Raw genomic sequence first — 16644 nt, 5'->3', positions numbered from 1 at the left:
CCGGGACCACCGCGACCACCGCGACCAGCTGACGGGCCGGTGTTGACGAGGCGGGACGTGCGCCGCACCTCCCGGCCGTCCCGTCAGCGGGTGGTGAGGGTCGTGACGAGGTGTTCCTGCACGTACCCGATCCAGTCGTAGACGTCGCGCAGGCCGAGGCCGGCGTCCCCGGAGGACGAGGCCTCCTCCGACGCGGCGTCGGTGATGCCGAGCCGCTCCGCGATCGTCAGCCGCAGGTCGGTGAGGCACCGCAGCCAGGCCTGCTCGTCCGGCGGGGTCATCGCGCCGTCCCGCGCACCGGTCAGCCAGTCGTGCACGACGTCGGCGTTCGCGGTCTTCTGGGTGAGCAGGTCCGCCTGCGTCCAACGGCGGAACTCGTCGCTCGCCTCGGTGTCCGACGGGTAGGCGTCCGGGAACATCCGCGCGGCGACGGGGTCGGACGCGAGGTCACCGCCGAGCACCTGCTGCAGCTGTTCGGTGAGCGACGTGAGGACGGCGCGCTCGCCCTCGGACATGGCGAGGTGCACACCGTCCTGGCGCCGGCTGAAGGGGATCACGCGTCCGGTCCCGCCGCGCGGTCGACGGTGGCCTGCAGGCCGTAGCCGTGCATGGCCTCGACGTGGCGCTCCATGGCCTCGCGGGCGCCGGTCGCGACGATCGCCCGGCCGTCGTCGTGCACCTGGCGCATGAGTCGCTCGGCGCGGGCGTGCGAGAAGCCGAAGTAGCTCTGGAAGACGTAGGCGACGTAGGACATCAGGTTCACCGGGTCGTCCCAGACCACGGTGACCCACGGCACGTCGAGGCGCGCGGCGAGGTCGGTGCGCTCCTCGACGTCGGGGCTGATCAGCGTCATGCGTCGACGGGGATGCTCGGGTGCATGTCCCAAGGGTGACACGAACGTGCGCGCTCGGTACGATCGACGGGTCGCGACTGGCGTTGGATGGGTCACCATCGGGGAGCGACACCTGACACGGAGCGCGGCCGTACGCCTGGGCCGCGCCCACCCGTCCACCTCGTCGCGTCCGCGCGGCGACTCAGACAACGAGGAGTCCCGTGTCCATCACCGATCTGACGCCTGCCACCGCGCAGTCCACGTTCAACGCCCCGCTCGCCGAGGTCGACCCCGAGATCGCCGCCGTGCTGCAGAACGAGCTCGGCCGCCAGCGCGACACCCTCGAGATGATCGCGTCCGAGAACTTCGTCCCGCGCGCCGTCCTCGAGTCGCAGGGCTCCGTCCTGACGAACAAGTACGCCGAAGGCTACCCGGGCAAGCGCTACTACGGCGGCTGCGAGTTCGTCGACGTCGCCGAGCAGCTCGCCATCGACCGGGCGAAGGCCCTCTTCGGTGCCGCCTACGCGAACGTGCAGCCCCACTCCGGCGCGAGCGCGAACGCCGCGGTGCTGCACGCCATCGCCTCCGCCGGGGACACGATCCTCGGTCTCGAGCTCGCCCACGGCGGTCACCTGACGCACGGCATGAAGCTCAACTTCTCCGGCCGCATCTACGACGCGGTGTCCTACGGCGTCGACCCGGAGACGTTCGAGGTCGACTACGACGACATCCGTGCGAAGGCCATCGAGCACCAGCCGAAGGTCCTCATCGCCGGCTGGTCGGCGTACCCTCGCCAGCTCGACTTCGCGAAGTTCCGCGAGATCGCGGACGAGGTCGGCGCGACGCTCTGGGTGGACATGGCGCACTTCGCCGGGCTCGTCGCCGCGGGCCTGCACCCGTCGCCCCTGCCGCACGCCCACGTCGTGTCGTCGACGGTGCACAAGACGCTCGCCGGTCCCCGCTCGGGCATCATCCTGTCCAACGAGGAGTCGCTCTTCAAGAAGCTGAACTCCGCGGTGTTCCCGGGCCAGCAGGGCGGTCCGCTCATGCACGTGATCGCGGCGAAGGCCACCGCGTTCCTGCTCGCCGGCCAGCCGGAGTTCAAGGACCGCCAGGAGCGCACGCTGCGCGGTGCCCGCCTGCTGGCGGACCGGCTCACGCAGCCCGACGCGAAGGCCGCCGGCATCGACGTCCTCACCGGTGGCACCGACGTGCACCTGGTGCTCGTCGACCTCCGTGCGTCCGAGGTCGACGGCAAGCAGGCCGAGGACCTGCTGCACGAGGTCGGCATCACCGTGAACCGCAACTCCGTCCCCTTCGACCCGCGCCCGCCGATGGTCACCTCCGGTGTCCGCATCGGCACCCCGGCGCTGGCGACCCGCGGCTTCGGCGACGCCGAGTTCACCGAGGTGGCCGACATCATCGCGCTGACGCTCATGCCGAACCCGGACATCGCAGCGCTCTCGGCACGGGTGAAGGCCCTGACCGACGCGTTCCCCCTGTACGCGTGAGCGCCGCGCTCCCACGTGAGCGCTGGGCGGGGGTGGGCAGTGCCGTCCGCATCGACGGCACCGCCCTCGCCGCGCGCACGCTCGACGACCTGAAGGTCCGCATCGACCGCCTGCACGACCACGGGTTCCGGCCCGGGCTCGGCACGATCATGGTCGGCGCGAACCCGGGGTCGGTGTCGTACGTCGCCGGCAAGCACAAGGACTCGGCACAGATCGGGCTCGACTCGGTCCGCATCGACCTCCCGGAGACCGCTTCGGCTGCCGACATCCGCGCCGCGATCCTGCAGATGAACGACGACCCTCGGGTCACCGCGTTCATCGTGCAGCTCCCGCTGCCGCAGGGCATCGACCCGATCCCGATGCTCGAGCTGATGAACCCGGCGAAGGACGCCGACGGCCTGCACCCGACGAACCTCGGTGAGCTCGTGCTCGCCGTGCCCGGTGGGGCCGGCACGATCGACGCCCCGCTGCCGTGCACCCCGCGGGGCATCGTCGCGATGCTCGAGGCCTACGACGTCCCGATCCGCGGGCAGCACGTGACGATCATCGGGCAGGGCCTGACGGTCGGTCGTCCGCTCGGCCTGCTGCTCACCCGGCTCGAGGCGACCGCCACCCTCACGCACTCGCTGACCGAGGACGTCGCCGCCGAGTGCCGTCGCGCCGACATCATCGTCGCCGCGGCCGGGGTCGCCGGGCTCGTGCAGCCGGACTGGGTCAAGCCGGGTGCTGCGGTCATCGACGTCGGCATCAGCCGCGTCGTCTCCCCGGATACGGGCAAGGCGAAGCTGCGCGGCGACGTCGACCCCGCCGTGGCGTCCGTCGCCGGGTTCCTGTCGCCCACGCCCGGCGGGGTCGGGCCGATGACCCGCGCGATGCTCATGAAGAACGTCGTCGAGGCCGCCGAGCGCCACCTGCGGTAGCGCGAGGCCGGTCGACCGAGACTCGGCCAGGCGGACACTTCCGTCCCCTGTGCAGGACGAAACTGTCCGCTCGGCCGAGTCTCGGTGTGCGGCTTCGGACGGGAGGCGCGGATCACCCCCGCCACGCGCCTCCCGCGGTGCTACGGTCACGCCATGGGGGACGAACGACAGCTGACCGAACCGGTGCTGCGCCCGCGGCCCGAGCCGTCGCAGCTCACGAAGGACGCCCGCTGGCTGGTCCTCATCGTGGTGCTCTGCATCCTGTTCCAGCAGCCCGGCTCGAGCTGGAGCACGACCTTCGTCCACGCCGGGCAGGAGTTCGACTTCCGGTCGTCGCCGGCCCTCGGGACGACGCTCCTGACCGTCGGCATCGCCCTCGTCGGGTTCGCCGTCGCGGTCGCCCGCCGAGGCGCCAGCCGGTTCGACGAGCACACCGTGATGGGACTCACCCTCGCCGGCGTGCTCGGGGTCACCGTGGCCGTGTGGCTGCTCATGCCCGTGCAGACGGCGTGGGTGCAGTGGGCCGTCGAGCACGGTCGGACGCACCCGTTCGTGCTCGGGAACGTCGTCGAGACGACGCGGTACGCCGACTACGGAGGCTGACCGGCGGGCCGGCGGGCCGGCGGGCCGGCGGGCCGGCGGGCCGGTCGGCTGCTCGTGGCCGTGCGGCGCGCAGCGCTCGCTGCAGACCGTTCTGCTCCCGCACAACGAGAAGCGGCTCGCGCCACGGGATTCCGTGGCGCGAGCCGCTTCCGGTTGTGCGGAAGCGCGAGGCGCCGCGCGCGGCGCGGCGCTTCGCGCGCAGCGCGTCAGTCGCGCCGGGCGCCCTGCGCGGCGTGCACCGTGAACACGGTGGGCTCGCGGTACCCGGCCGAGGTGAAGGCGGACGTGACGGCGTCCGTGATCGCGCCACGGGCCTCCCGGTCGACCAGCGCGATCGCCGCACCGCCGAAGCCGCCACCGGTCATGCGCGCGCCGACAGCGCCGTGCGCCATCGCCGTCTCGACCGCCAGGTCGAGCTCGGGTACCGAGATCTCGAAGTCGTCGCGCATCGACGCGTGCGAGGCGACGAGCAGCTCGCCGATCGCGCGCGGACCCTGCTCGCGGAGCGTGCGCACCGTGTCGAGGACGCGCTGGTCCTCGGTCACGATGTGCCGGACTCGTCGGAAGGTCTCGTCGTCGAGGAGTTCCTGTGCACGGGGCAGGTCCTCGACGGCGACGTCGCGGAGTGCCTCGACGCCCATGGCCGCAGCGCCGCGCTCGCACGAGTCGCGCCTAGCCTTGTAGCCGCCCGTCGCGTGGGCGTGCTCGACGCGGGTGTCGATGACCAGGACCTCGAGGCCGTTCGCCTCGAGCGCGAGGTCGACCACGGCGGTGTCGAGCGTGCGGCAGTCGAGGAAGACGACCGCGTCCTGCTCACCGAGCAACGAGGCGGACTGGTCCATGATGCCGGTCGGGGCGCCGACGGCGTGGTTCTCGGAGTACTGCCCGACGCGGGCGAGTGCCTTGCGGTCGAGGCCGAGCTCCCACAGGTCGGTGAAGGCGAGCGCGACGCCGCACTCGATCGCGGCGCTCGACGACAGGCCGGCGCCGACCGGGACGTCCGACTCGATGAAGACGTCGAAGCCGGTCTTGTCGGACAGGTCGGCTCCGGCCTGCTCGCGGAGCGCCCAGGCGATGCCGAACACGTAGGCAGACCAGCCCTCCATGTTCTCCGGTGACAGCGCGTCGAGCGAGAGCTCGTGCACCGCGTCCGGCTCGAAGGCCGACGCGACCCGGATCAGCCGGTCGTCGCGCTGCGCGATCGACGCCACCGTCCGGCGGTCGATCGCGAACGGCAGCACGTAGCCGTCGTTGTAGTCGGTGTGCTCACCGATCAGGTTGACGCGGCCGGGCGCGGAGTACCGCACCGCCGGCTCGTACCCGTAGACCTGCTGGAACGTCATGCGCGTTCGATCCCTCCTCGGATGAACTCGGCCGCCTTCTCGGGCACGAGGTCCCCGATCCAGGCGCCCATGGCGGCCTCGCTGCCGGCCAGGAACTTGAGCTTGTCCGCCGCGCGACGCGGGGACGTGATCTGCAGCATGAGCCGCACGGTGTCCCGCGCGGTGTGCACCGGCGCCTGGTGCCACGCGGCGATGTACGGCGTCGGGGTGTCGTAGAGCGCGTCGAGCCCGCGGGTGAGCCGCAGGTGCATGTGCGCCAGCTCGTCCTTCTCGGCGTCAGTCAGGCCGGCGAAGTCGGGGACGTGCCGGTGCGGCAGCATGTGGATCTCGATCGGCCAGCGTGCTGCGAACGGCACGAAGGCGGTGAAGTGCTCGCCCTGCAGCACCACGCGCTCGGAGGCGCGCTCGTTCGCGAGGTGCTGCTCGAACAGGTCGGGACCGAAGCGCTCGATCGACGCGAGGAGCCGCTGCGTGCGGGGCGTGACGTACGGGTACGAGTAGATCTGCCCGTGCGGGTGGTGCAGCGTGACGCCGATCGCCTCGCCCCGGTTCTCGAACGGGAACACCTGCTGGATGCCGGGCATCGCCGACAGCGCCGCGGTGCGGTCCGCCCAGGCCTCGACCACGGTGCGGGCGCGCGACTCGCTGATGGAGGCGAACGAGCCGCTCGTCTCGGGGGAGAAGCACACGACCTCGCAGCGACCGACGCTCCGGAGCTGGCGGTTGAGCCCGACGTCGGACAGGGACTCGAGGGACTCCGGGCCGTCCTCGGCCTCGAGCAGGGGTCCGAACGAGGGCGAGCGGTTCTCGAACACCGCGACGTCGTAGCGGCTCGGGATCTCCGACGGGTTCGCGGCGGTCTGCGGCGCGAGCGGGTCCTGGTCGGCCGGCGGCAGGAACACGCGGTTCTGCCGGCTCGCCGCGATGGACACCCACTCGCCGGTCAGGACGTCCTGCCGCATCCGAGCCGTCTCCGGTCGGGGGTCGAGGACACGCTGGTCGATGCTGCGCTCGGCGGGCAGCTGCGTGTCGGCGTCGTCGAAGTAGATGAGCTCGCGGCCGTCGGCGAGCGTCGTCACGCGCTTGGTGATCACCGACCCACCCTACCGCGCTCGTGAAGCGTTGCGAAAGGCTCCGTAAGTGCGCGAAACTCGTGCCGTGGACGACGACCTCTCCTTCCTCGCCGGGTCGCTGCCCGCGCCGCTGCGGCAGGACCGCATCGTCTCCATCGTCGAGGGCGCGCCCGGTCTGGTCCGGACCGCCGCCCTCGCGGCGGCGCTGGGCACGAGCGAGGTGACCGTCCGCCAGGACCTCGCCCTGCTCGACCAGGAGGCCCGCATCCGGCGGGTGCGCGGCGGTGCGGTCCGCCTCGGGGTCGGTTCCACCGAGCGCCCCTTCGAGGAGACCGCCGTCGAGCACCAGGTGGCGAAGGCCGCGATCGGCCGCGCTGCGGCCGACCTGGTCCGGTCGGGGCAGTGCGTCGTGCTCGACGTCGGCACCACGCCCGCGGCGGTCGCGGAGGCCCTGGTGGCGCGGTCCGACCTGGTCGACGTCACCGTCGTCACGAACTCGCTCACCACCGCACTCGCGCTCGAGCGGGCGGTCCCGCGCTTCACCGTCGTCGTCACCGGTGGCACCCTCCGGCCACTGCAGCACTCCCTCGTCGCGCCGTTCATGGGTGCCGTGCTGCCGATGATCGCCGCCGACCTGGTGTTCCTCGGGGGGACCGGACTCGACGTCGGGCACGGCCTGACGAACGTGAACCTGCCCGAGACCGAGGCGAAGCGGATGCTCGCCGCCGCGGCCCGGCGTACCGTCGTGGTGGCGGACGGCTCGAAGTTCGGCCGGGCCCACCTCGGTGTCGTCCGTCCGCTCGAGGACATCGACGTCGTCGTCACCGCCGGGGTCACGGCGGACGCGGTCGCTCCGATCCGGGCGGCCGGCGTCGAGGTGGTCGTGGCGGACGAGGACGGCCGTGCAGCACCAGACGGAAGGAAGTCGCAGCCATGACCGCAGCAGCACCCACCGGAGGGCAGTACCACCTCCGGCACGCAGGACCGGACGGGGTCGTCGAGGCCGTCGTCACCGAGGTCGCCGCGGGGATCCGGGAGCTCCGGGTCGCCGGGTTCGACCTGACCGAGCCGTTCCCGGTGACGTCGCTGCCGCCGGGCGCCGACGGCATCGTGCTCGTGCCGTGGCCGAACCGCGTCGCCGGTGCCGTCTGGGAGCTCGACGGGAAGCGGCAGCAGCTGGACGTCTCCGAGCCCAAGTACGGCAACGCCTCGCACGGGCTGCTGCGGTTCTCGCCGTACCGCGTGGTGTCGCAGACCGGGTCGTCGATCGAACAGCAGGCGACGATCCACCCGCAGCACGGCTGGCCCTTCACGCTCGAGACCCGCGTGCACCACGAGCTCGTCGACGACGGGATCCGGGTGACCCACACCGTCGTCAACCGCTCCGGCGTCCGCGCTCCGTTCGCGGTCGGCGCCCACCCGTACCTCCGTGCGGGTGACACCCCCGCCGAGGACCTCGTCGTCACGCTCGACGCCGCCACGGCGTTCACGGTCGACGAGCACAAGATCCCGGACGGCACGGTGTCCGTCGAAGGCACGCCCTACGACCTGCGATCGGGGCAGCGCGCCGGGGACGCCGACCTCGACACCGCGTACCGGGACGTCGCCGCCGACGAGCACGGCGTGCGCCGCACGACGCTGCACGGTCCGGAGGGCGACGGCGTCGAGCTCTGGCAGGACGAGTCGTTCCCGTACGTGCAGGTCTTCACGTCCCGCGAGTTCCCCCGCGGCGACGGCACCGGGCTCGCCGTGGCGGTGGAGCCGATGACCGCGCCCGCGAACGCCCTGAACTCCGGCGAGGGCCTGCGCTGGCTCGAGCCCGACGAGTCGTGGACCGGCACCTGGGGCATCCGCCGCGTCTGGTCCTGAGCGCCGCGGTCTCGCCTGGGACCGCTCTGCCGGATCCGGACCCGCACCCGGACCCGGCCGGACCCGGTCGTGGTTCCTGGTCGCGAGACATGCCGCTCAGGTCCTCGGCGAGCGGCACGTCGTGCGACCGGAACGATCTCGGGCGGCACGTTGTGCGACCAGGACGGCGGGCACGAGACCTGCGAACGCGAGATGCATGCGCAGCACGTGAGCGACCACGAGACCTCCGGACACGACGAAGGCCGCCCCGTCCGGGGCGGCCTTCGTCGTACGTGCTTCCGGTGCGTCAGGCGCGGCGCATGCGCAGCGCCTCGACCGCGAGGGACTCCGTGCCGTAGCGCCCGATCTCCTGTGCCCAGGCCGGGTCGTCGCCGCGCAGGGCCGTGTACTCCTTGCCCTGCCGGCACACGTAGCCGAGGACGGCGGTGGCGGTGGCGACCTCGACGAAGTCGGTGCGGATGTGCCGCGTGGTGACGCGGGCGTTCCGGCGGAGGGTGTCGAGGAGGAGCTGGTTGCTCATCGTGGTGTTCGTCGCTGCGGCGAGCTCGACGATGCGGCGCGCGTCACCGGTGGTGCTGGCCTGCGTGGCGTCGATGGGCTCGGTCACGGTGTACCCCGTTCGTTCTCTGGTGCTGCGGTCCTGTTCGGTCCGTGGATCAGGACCGGGAACGACACTATCGGCGCTGTGCAGGCAAACCGCTGAACAGGGTCTGGACTGTGCACAAGACGCACCATGAACATCTTGTGACGGAGTTGTACCCCGGTAGGCGTCTCACGGAAGAGGAGGTGGGCCCCGTGGGGCTCGAACCCACGACCCTCGGATTAAAAGTCCGGTGCTCTACCAACTGAGCTAGAGGCCCTCACCCGCAAGGCTAGCGGGTGAGGGCCTCCAGACGAGAACCAGTGCTGTCGGTCAGCTGCGGCGCCCGGTGAGCGTCCGCAGGAGCCACATGACCACCGCGATGACGAGCAGCACGATGCCGACCCACAGCAGGAACTTGAGGCTCGCGGTGAAGCCACCGACGAACAGCAGGACGACCGCGATCACGGCCAGGATGACGAGCAGGGCGTTCATGGAGTCTCCTCTTCTCAACGTCCGGGAGGAGTGCCTCCCTGCCGGAGCACGGTACCCGTGCGCGCCCCGTTGCGTTCGTGGCGAACGGGGGACGTGGGCGTCGGCGGCCGCGCCTACACTCGCCGGGTGCCTCGCGATCACCACCGTCCCGTCCACTTCACCGACCAGGAGTTCGCCGCGATCCAGGGCGGCGAGGACCCGGCACTGGTGAACCGTGTCGCGCACGAGACGGCGAACGCGCTGCTCCACCGCGTGCGGCAGGACCCGGACCCGGCGGTGGTCGAGCGTCTCGTGACGTACACGGACGTGCACGGCATCGATGCGATCGCCGAGCTGTGGGCCCGCGTGGGCGCGCACACGCTCCCGGGGGCCCTGTGGCGCATCTACCTGGTGCGGGTCGTCATCCGGCAGAACCCGGAGGAGATCGCGTACTTCTTCGAGCGGGGCACGGAGCGGATCGGCACGATCGACGAGGCCGTCGCGGGTGCCGAGCAGCCGACGGGTCCTGCGGAGATCCTGACCCTGGCGGACCACATCCTGCACGGCCTCTACACGGGGGACCTCGCGGTGGCGCTCGACCGCGGCGCGGCGTTCTGCCGGCTGACCGCGGCGGGCGCGACCTCGGTGGCGGACGACGCCGACCTGACCGCGGGGGACCGCGCGAGCGAGCTGACGCGTCGGGCGCTGCGCTTGACGGAGCTCGCGGCCGACCTGACCGAGGCGGCGGCGCTCTGGCGTCGCGACAGCCTGGACTGAGCGAGGGGCGGGGCGGATCGACGCCGCGCCTCCAGACCGGCTACCGCCCACGCCGGATCGCGCCCCCGCTCGGACGTCACACGCATGAGCACACGGGGCGACGTCCGGGCGAGGGCGGGGCGCAGCGACAGACCGCGACGGCGGACGGCGACGAGCAGGGCCTGCGACGGTGGACGGCCTGACCCGACCGCCCCCGGACATGCGAAGACCGGGCCGCAGAAGCGCCTCTCGGCGCGAGGCCGCTCGAAGCGGCGAATTTTGGAGCCCGGGGCTTGCTGCGGCCCGGCGAGATCGATTCTACGAGACACGTCCTGTGCACGTGGCCGTGTTCACTCTCGGTGGACACGTTGCGCGGTCGGGCGCGTCACGGACACACGCAGCCGCAGCGCGCGCAGCCGCAGTACGCACGGCCTCGCAGACGTCCCAAGCGCACAACCGCACATCCGCACCCTGCACACCGGGCGGGCGGACGCGCAGCAGGCGACCAGCAGACACGAGCCGAACACAGTTCCTGCACCCGGGACGGGCACGTCGCCCAATCCGCTCGGGCGACGGTGCCGAACAGTTGGTGTGACGCTCCTCGCGGACGTCACAGCGAGGGCCCGCTCGACCCGGTCCGGTACCCGCCGGTCAATTCCCTGCGGGTCGTGCGGCCCTCGCCCAGACTCCACCGCCGCGAGGATCCGAACCACCCGAACCCGACCTGCGAAGTGATTGCACATGTCGGAACCGATGCCACCGAGAGGGGGGAAACCTGCAATGCTTGCGCTCGTGGAACACGACACCGAGGCCTGGAGCTCCACCGAGCCCACCCCCGTGTCGCCTGACGATCTGCTCGCCCGCGTCGCCTCCGGCGACCAGGCAGCCTTCTCCGACCTCTACGACGCCCTGTCGGGTCGTGTGCTCGGTCTGGTGACGCGACTCCTGAAGGACCGCGCCCAGTCCGAGGAGGTCACGCAGGAGGTCTTCCTCGAGGTGTGGCAGCAGGCCACCCGCTTCGACCGTTCGCGCGGCACCGCCGCCAGCTGGGTCCTCACCATGGCCCACCGACGAGCGGTCGACCGGGTCCGGGCATCGCAGGCGTCGCACGACCGGGACACCAAGATCGGCATCCGCGACCTGGAGTCCGGTTTCGACCAGGTCTCCGAGTCGGTCGAGATCCGGATCGAGCACGAACGCGTCAGCCGCGCGCTCGCCAAGCTCACCGAGTTCCAACGCCAGGCGGTGCAGCTCGCGTACTACGGCGGCTACTCGCACAGCGAGATGGCCGAACGGCTCGGTGTCCCGATCGGCACCGTCAAGACCCGTCTCCGTGACGGGATGATCCGACTCCGAGACGAGATGGGGGTGACGTCATGACCGAACGCCACGACGACCCTGCCCTGCTCACCGGGTCGCACGCCCTGGACGCCCTGTCGGACGACGAGCGCGCGCTCCTCGAGCACGCTCTGACGACGTCGCCGGAACTGCAGGCCGAGACGGACTCGCTCCGCGAGACCGCGCTGCAGCTCGCGTACGCCGTCGAACCGATCGACCCTCCGGCGTCGCTCAAGGCGTCGCTGATGGCACAGATCGCACGGACCCCGCAGGCCGCGCCGACGGACCGCACGGCGCCGGTCGCCGGCCTGGAGGCTCCGCTCGCCTCCGCCGCGTCCCCCGCGCCCGTCGTCGGAGCAGCTCCCGCCCCGGCGCCGGTCGCCGAGACCGGGAACGTCATCGGTCTCGGAGCGGCTGACGCCGCCGGGTACGCCGACGGTGCGGCATCCGCGAAGGCCCGCCGCCGCTGGTTCCAGCGTCCGGCAGCCGCCCTGTCCGCCGCAGCCGCCGTCGCCGTGGTGTTCCTCGGTGTCGGGCTCGGTGTCGGCACGAACTTCGGCCAGACCGAGGGGACCAGCCCCGGGACCACGCAGGCCTCCGGCACGCTCGACTCGATCTACGCCGCGTCCGACTTCCAGCGCACGACCGCGAAGGTCCCCGGTGGGGGCTCCGCGACCGTGGTCTGGTCGCACGACGTGGGCAAGTCCGCGGTGATCCTCGACGGCGTCGAGCAGGCGCCGCAGGGCAAGACGTACGAGCTCTGGTACATCGGCTCCGAGGGTGGCGAGATCGTCCCCGCCGGTCTGGTCGACGGCGCCCGCAACGGCGTGCACACGGCGGTCCTCGACGGCAAGCTCACGCCGGGTGCGGCGATCGGCATGACGGTCGAGCCGGAGGGCGGCTCCGACCAGCCGACCTCGACGCCGCTCATGGCCGTCCCCACGACCCAGGCGTAGCACCCGCAGGGACGAACGGCGGGCGGCGGATCATCCGCTGCCCGCCGTTCGTCCGTGCGGGGCAGCGGAGTGCACGACGGAGGCCCGGTGCGGTCCGTGGCGGACGTGCACCGGGCCTCCAGGCCGACCGTCAGGAGACGGACCGGGTGCCGATCACCCGAAGCGACCCGAGACGTAGTCCTCGGTCGCCTGCACCGACGGGTTCGAGAAGATCGTCGCGGTGTCGTCGAACTCGATGAGCTTGCCAGGCGCACCGGTCCCCGCGATGTTGAAGAACGCGGTCTTGTCGCTGACGCGCGACGCCTGCTGCATGTTGTGCGTGACGATCACGATCGTGAAGTCCTTCTTGAGCTCCTCGATCAGGTCCTCGATGGCGAGGGTCGAGATCGGGTCGAGCGCCGAGCAGGGCTCGTCCATGAGCAGGACGTCCGGCTGCACGGCGATCGCCCGGGCGATGCAGAGCCGCTGCTGCTGCCCACCGGACAGGCCCATGCCGGGCTTCTCGAGGCGGTCCTTGACCTCGTTCCACAGGTTCGCGCCCTGCAGCGAGCGCTCGACGACGTCGTCGGCCTCGGACTTCGAGACGCGCTTGTTGTTGAGCTTCACGCCGGCGAGCACGTTGTCGCGGATCGACATCGTGGGGAACGGGTTCGGACGCTGGAACACCATGCCGACCTGCCGGCGGACGAGCACGGGGTCGACGCCCTGGCCGTAGAGGTCGTCGCCGTCGATCTTGACGGAGCCCTCGACGTACGCGCCGGGGATGACCTCGTGCATGCGGTTCAGCGTGCGGAGGAAGGTGGACTTGCCGCAGCCCGACGGGCCGATGAAGGCGGTGACGGTGCGGGGCTCGATCGTCATGTCGACGCCCTCGACGGCCTTGAACTTCGAGTAGTAGACGTTGAGGCCGTCGACCTCGATGCGCTTGGACACGTGGTTTCCTCCGGGGTGGGTGGTCGTTGCCGCTCCGCTGACGCGGTGCGCGGGCGGGCCGTGCTGGCCGATGCTGTCGGCCGGAGCGCGGGCGCTCGGTGCTAGCGGGGGAGCTTGGGGGCGAAGAGTCGGGTGATGAAGCGGGCGAGCAGGTTGAGCACCATGACGATGAGGATGAGCACGAGTGCCGCGGTCCAGGCCCGGTCGACGAACGGCACCGGGTTGGCGCCCTGCTGCGAGTACTGCGTGTACGCGAACACCGGCAGCGTCATCATCGGGTCCTTGAACAGGTCGTAGTTCATGCTCGCGGTGAAGCCGGCCGTCACGAGCAGCGGCGCGGTCTCGCCGATGACGCGCGCGATCGACAGCATGACGCCCGTGGTGATGCCGGCGAGGCTCGTCGGCAGCACCACCTTGAGGATCGTCAGGTACTTCGGCACGCCGAGTGCGTAGGACGCTTCGCGGAGCTCCATCGGGACGATCTTCAGGACCTCCTCGGTGGAGCGGACGACCACGGGGATCATCAGCACGCTCAGGGCGATCGAGCCGACGAGACCGAAGCGGGCACCGGGGCCGAGGAACAGCGCGAACAGCGAGTAGGCGAAGAGACCGGCGACGATCGACGGGATGCCCGTCATGACGTCGACGAAGAAGGTGATGCCCTTCGCGAGGGCGCCCTTGCCGTACTCGACCAGGTAGATCGAGGTGAGCAGGCCGATCGGCACGGAGATGAGCGCGGCGAACAGCGTGATCTCGAGCGTCCCGACGAGGGCATGCAGTGCGCCGCCGCCCTCGGAGATGACACCGCGCATCGACGAGTTGAAGTACTGGGCGTCGAAGCGGGCGAGGCCGTCGGCCAGGACCGTCCAGAGCAGCGACACCAGCGGCAGCACCGCGATGACGAAGGCCGTGACCACCAGCGAGGTGATCAGCCGGTCGACCGCCTTGCGCCCGCCCTCGACGATGCGCGAGACGACGACGATGAGCACGTCGAACAGGACGGTGCCGAGGAACAGGGCGGCGACGACGTTGAAGTCCTTCACCGCACCGCCTGCGTTCAGCAGGGCGAAGACCGCGACCAGGGCGACCCAGGAGCCGACGAGGAGGAGCCACGGCACGGACTTGTGCAGCTTGCCGTTGGCGTAGACGTTGCCGGCGGCGCCGGTCTGACGGAGGGCGAGGGACATCGGGCGTGACCTCTCAGGAGACCCGCTTGCGCACGATGTAGCGCGCCAGCATGTTGATGACCAGGGTGATGACGAAGAGGATCAGGCCCGACGCGACCAGTGCGTTCAGGGCCGTGCCCGACGCCTCGGCGAACTGCAGGGCGATGTTCGCCGCGATCGTCGAGGGGTTGAGCGACGTCAGCATCTGGAAGGTGACGTTCGTCGAGACCGACAGCACGAGGGCGATCGCCATCGTCTCGCCGAGCGCACGACCGAGGCCGAGCATGATCGCCGACACGATGCCGGACTTCGCGAACGGCAGGACGGACAGGCGGATCATCTCCCAGCGCGTGGCGCCGAGGGCGAGCGCGGCCTCCTCGTTGAGGGTCGGCGCCTGCAGGAAGATCTCGCGCATGACCGCGGTCATGATCGGGATCGCCATCACCGCGAGGACGATCGACGCGGTCAGGATCGTGCGGCCGGTACCGGACACCTGGCCGGAGAACAGCGGGAACCAGCCGAGGTACTCGTTGAGGAAGCCGTAGAACGGCTTGAGGAGCGGCGCGAGGACCACGATGCCCCAGAGGCCGTAGACGACCGACGGCACCGCGGCCAGCAGGTCGATGACGTACCCGAGCACCGGCGCGATGCGGCGCGGTGCGTAGTGCGAGATGAAGAGCGCGATGCCGAGGGAGAGCGGGACGGCGATCACGAGCGCGATGAGTGCCGAGTAGACGGTGCCGAAGACGAGCGGACCGACGTAGACCCAGAAGTTCGAGGCGTTGTTCGGCAGCTCACCGACCTTCGCCGAGAAGGCCGGGAGGCTCTGCCACACCAGGAAGGCGGCGACGAGCACGAGCACGAAGAGGATCAGGCTGCCGGCGACCACCGAGGCGGTCGAGAACACCCGGTCGCCGACGCGGACGACGGCCTTCGGCTTGGCGGGGGAGACGGTGGCCCCTGGCTGGGCCGGTGCGGTCGTCATGGGACTCCTGTCGGAGGGGAGGCCGGGCTCGTGGAGGAGCGGCCGGGGGAGGCGACGGGGTGGTGCTGGTGAGGCCGGGCGTACCCGGTGGTGCTGGTGCTGCGTCCGGGCCGGACGGGCGAGAACCCGGACGCCGGTCAGGGTGGGTGGGACCGGCGTCCGGGTGCTCAGCGGGCCTTACTTGATGGAGGCGACGGCCTTCGCGGCCTTCTCCGACAGGTCGGAGGAGAGGGCGGCCGACTTTGCCTCCTTCGCGGCGGCCTCCTGCGCGTCCTGCGTGACGACGTAGTCGAGGTAGCCCTTCACGAGCGCACCCTTGTCGGCGTCCTTGTACTCCTGGCAGGCGATCGCGTAGGAGACGAGGACCAGCGGCCACGCACCCTCGGCGGTGTCCTTGCGGTTGATGTCGATCGCGAGGTCGTTCTCCTCACGGCCCGAGACCGTCTCGGAGTCCGCGACGACCTTGGCAGCACCCTCGGCCGAGATCTCGGTGGCCTTGTCGCCGACCATGAGCTTCGCCTTGTCGAGGTCACCGGCGCCCGAGTCGTCGATGTAGGTGATGGCGTTCGAGGCGCTGGCCATCGCCGAGGCGACGCCCGAGGTGCCCTTGGCCGAGTCGCCGACCTGGTAGGGGAAGGTCTGGCTGGGCTCTTCGGTCCAGACGTCCGACGCGTTCGCCGAGACGTACTCGGAGAAGTTCTGCGTGGTGCCCGAGTCGTCCGAGCGGTGGATCACGGTGATGTTCGAGTCCGGCAGGTCGACGCCCTTGTTCAGGTCGGCGATCTCCGAGGCGTTCCACTTGGTGATCTTGCCCGAGAAGATGCCCGCGATGGTCTTCGCGTCGAGCGTCAGGTCGGAGACGCCGTCCACCTTGTAGGCGATGGCGATCGGGGAGATGTAGACCGGGATGTCGATGGCCTTGTCCGTGCACAGGTCGAACGAGCCCGAGAGCTCCTCGTCCTTCAGTGCAGCGTCGGAGCCGGCGAAGTCCGCGGCACCCGAGATGAAGTTCTTGCGACCGGCGCCGGAGCCGTCCGGCGAGTAGTTGACCGTCACGCCGGAGGCGACGTTCTGGAAGTTCGCAGCCCAGGTGGCCTCAGCGGTCTGCTGCGCCGACGAGCCGGAGCCGGTCAGCGTGCCCGAGAGCTTCGAGTAGTCGGTGCCCGAGCTCGAGGTCGGCGCTGCGGCGTCGCCGCTGCCGCTCTCGTTCGCCGCGCAGGAGGACAGCACGACGGCGCCGGCGATCGCGATCGCTGCGATCGAACCGATTCGCTTGATGTTCAACAGGGGTCCCTTCGGGAATGT

18 protein-coding genes, 1 tRNA gene and 1 riboswitch are annotated in these 16644 nt (G+C 71.0%); of the genes, 8 read left to right on the top strand and 11 right to left on the bottom strand.

The features are described from left to right. Positions 1-83: 83 nt before the first annotated feature. Both Q9R28_RS13895 and clpS read right to left on the bottom strand, forming a co-directional pair. Positions 84-557 (bottom strand): DUF2017 family protein, encoded by a 474-nt coding sequence (locus Q9R28_RS13895; RefSeq protein WP_066656760.1) that lies wholly within the window; start codon positions 555-557, stop codon positions 84-86. After that, on the bottom strand, positions 554-853 hold the full coding sequence (gene clpS, locus Q9R28_RS13890) for an ATP-dependent Clp protease adapter ClpS (protein ID WP_311206374.1): 300 nt from the start codon (positions 851-853) through the stop codon (positions 554-556). Before clpS ends, Q9R28_RS13895 begins: the two co-directional genes overlap by 4 nt. A 63-nt stretch (positions 854-916) precedes the next feature. After that, a riboswitch (ZMP/ZTP riboswitch) is annotated at positions 917-1002 on the top strand. Between the two features lie 51 nt (positions 1003-1053). On the opposite strand from clpS, the gene glyA reads away from it, so the two are divergent. The 3 genes from glyA to Q9R28_RS13875 all read left to right on the top strand — a co-directional run bounded on the left by glyA (position 1054) and on the right by Q9R28_RS13875 (position 3866). Next, complete coding sequence (gene glyA / locus Q9R28_RS13885; RefSeq protein ID WP_396137166.1) at positions 1054-2343, top strand: serine hydroxymethyltransferase; 1290 nt, start codon at positions 1054-1056, stop codon at positions 2341-2343. A gap of 32 nt (positions 2344-2375) precedes the next feature. Next, a complete protein-coding gene (locus Q9R28_RS13880; RefSeq protein ID WP_396137167.1) occupies positions 2376-3263 on the top strand; it encodes a tetrahydrofolate dehydrogenase/cyclohydrolase catalytic domain-containing protein in 888 nt (295 codons plus the stop codon). 153 nt (positions 3264-3416) lie between these two features. Then, entirely contained in the window at positions 3417-3866 is a 450-nt protein-coding gene (locus tag Q9R28_RS13875) for a hypothetical protein (RefSeq protein WP_066656753.1), read from the top strand. Positions 3867-4072: 206 nt separating this feature from the next. Here the strand turns inward: Q9R28_RS13875 and galK are convergent, their stop codons facing one another. Together galK and galT are read right to left on the bottom strand one after the other, a co-directional pair. Continuing rightward, complete coding sequence (gene galK, locus Q9R28_RS13870) at positions 4073-5209, bottom strand: galactokinase (protein WP_311206372.1); 1137 nt, start codon at positions 5207-5209, stop codon at positions 4073-4075. Further along, complete coding sequence (gene galT, locus Q9R28_RS13865) at positions 5206-6303, bottom strand: galactose-1-phosphate uridylyltransferase (RefSeq protein WP_251155251.1); 1098 nt, start codon at positions 6301-6303, stop codon at positions 5206-5208. Before galT ends, galK begins: the two co-directional genes overlap by 4 nt. A gap of 64 nt (positions 6304-6367) precedes the next feature. On the opposite strand from galT, the gene Q9R28_RS13860 reads away from it, so the two are divergent. Next, positions 6368-7219, top strand: a complete 852-nt coding sequence (locus Q9R28_RS13860; RefSeq protein WP_066656748.1) for a DeoR/GlpR family DNA-binding transcription regulator — start codon at positions 6368-6370, stop codon at positions 7217-7219. Further along, positions 7216-8151: an aldose 1-epimerase family protein gene (locus Q9R28_RS13855; protein ID WP_311206371.1), complete on the top strand. Its 936-nt coding sequence runs from the start codon at positions 7216-7218 to the stop codon at positions 8149-8151. The genes Q9R28_RS13860 and Q9R28_RS13855 overlap by 4 nt, the downstream gene beginning before the upstream one ends. Positions 8152-8437: 286 nt before the next feature. On the opposite strand, the gene Q9R28_RS13850 is transcribed toward Q9R28_RS13855, so the two are convergent. From Q9R28_RS13850 to Q9R28_RS13840, 3 genes are all read right to left on the bottom strand, one after another. Then, positions 8438-8758: a hypothetical protein gene (locus Q9R28_RS13850; RefSeq protein ID WP_066656746.1), complete on the bottom strand. Its 321-nt coding sequence runs from the start codon at positions 8756-8758 to the stop codon at positions 8438-8440. Between the two features lie 180 nt (positions 8759-8938). Beyond that, positions 8939-9011 (bottom strand) — tRNA-Lys (locus tag Q9R28_RS13845). A gap of 53 nt (positions 9012-9064) precedes the next feature. Next, a complete protein-coding gene (locus Q9R28_RS13840; protein ID WP_139197360.1) occupies positions 9065-9226 on the bottom strand; it encodes a DUF2207 domain-containing protein in 162 nt (53 codons plus the stop codon). A gap of 126 nt (positions 9227-9352) precedes the next feature. On the opposite strand from Q9R28_RS13840, the gene Q9R28_RS13835 reads away from it, so the two are divergent. The 3 genes from Q9R28_RS13835 (at position 9353) to Q9R28_RS13825 (ending at position 12255) form a co-directional block, all read left to right on the top strand. Continuing rightward, a complete protein-coding gene (locus Q9R28_RS13835) occupies positions 9353-9982 on the top strand; it encodes a DNA-directed RNA polymerase subunit beta (RefSeq protein WP_066658739.1) in 630 nt (209 codons plus the stop codon). 759 nt (positions 9983-10741) lie between these two features. Beyond that, positions 10742-11341 (top strand): sigma-70 family RNA polymerase sigma factor, encoded by a 600-nt coding sequence (locus tag Q9R28_RS13830; RefSeq protein WP_066656745.1) that lies wholly within the window; start codon positions 10742-10744, stop codon positions 11339-11341. Then, positions 11338-12255: an anti-sigma factor domain-containing protein gene (locus tag Q9R28_RS13825; RefSeq protein ID WP_209685392.1), complete on the top strand. Its 918-nt coding sequence runs from the start codon at positions 11338-11340 to the stop codon at positions 12253-12255. Before Q9R28_RS13830 ends, Q9R28_RS13825 begins: the two co-directional genes overlap by 4 nt. A 153-nt stretch (positions 12256-12408) precedes the next feature. Here Q9R28_RS13825 and pstB read toward each other — a convergent pair whose 3' ends face one another. From pstB to Q9R28_RS13805, 4 genes are all read right to left on the bottom strand, one after another. Next, positions 12409-13188 (bottom strand): phosphate ABC transporter ATP-binding protein PstB, encoded by a 780-nt coding sequence (gene pstB, locus Q9R28_RS13820; protein WP_066656740.1) that lies wholly within the window; start codon positions 13186-13188, stop codon positions 12409-12411. A gap of 101 nt (positions 13189-13289) precedes the next feature. Further along, positions 13290-14375, bottom strand: coding sequence for a phosphate ABC transporter permease PstA (gene pstA / locus Q9R28_RS13815; RefSeq protein WP_209685394.1), 1086 nt, complete (start codon positions 14373-14375; stop codon positions 13290-13292). A 13-nt stretch (positions 14376-14388) separates the two neighbouring features. Further along, positions 14389-15339 carry a phosphate ABC transporter permease subunit PstC gene (pstC, locus tag Q9R28_RS13810; protein ID WP_066656736.1) on the bottom strand — a complete coding sequence of 317 codons (951 nt, stop codon included), beginning with the start codon at positions 15337-15339 and terminating at the stop codon, positions 14389-14391. 177 nt (positions 15340-15516) lie between these two features. Beyond that, positions 15517-16623 (bottom strand): phosphate ABC transporter substrate-binding protein PstS, encoded by a 1107-nt coding sequence (locus Q9R28_RS13805; RefSeq protein ID WP_251155256.1) that lies wholly within the window; start codon positions 16621-16623, stop codon positions 15517-15519. Positions 16624-16644: the final 21 nt, after the last annotated feature.

Source organism: Curtobacterium sp. BRD11 (assembly GCF_031844345.1).
Classification (GTDB): Bacteria; Actinomycetota; Actinomycetes; order Actinomycetales; family Microbacteriaceae; genus Curtobacterium.
Note: the sequence above shows the minus strand (reverse complement) of the source record. Positions and strands in the feature narration are given on the sequence as shown.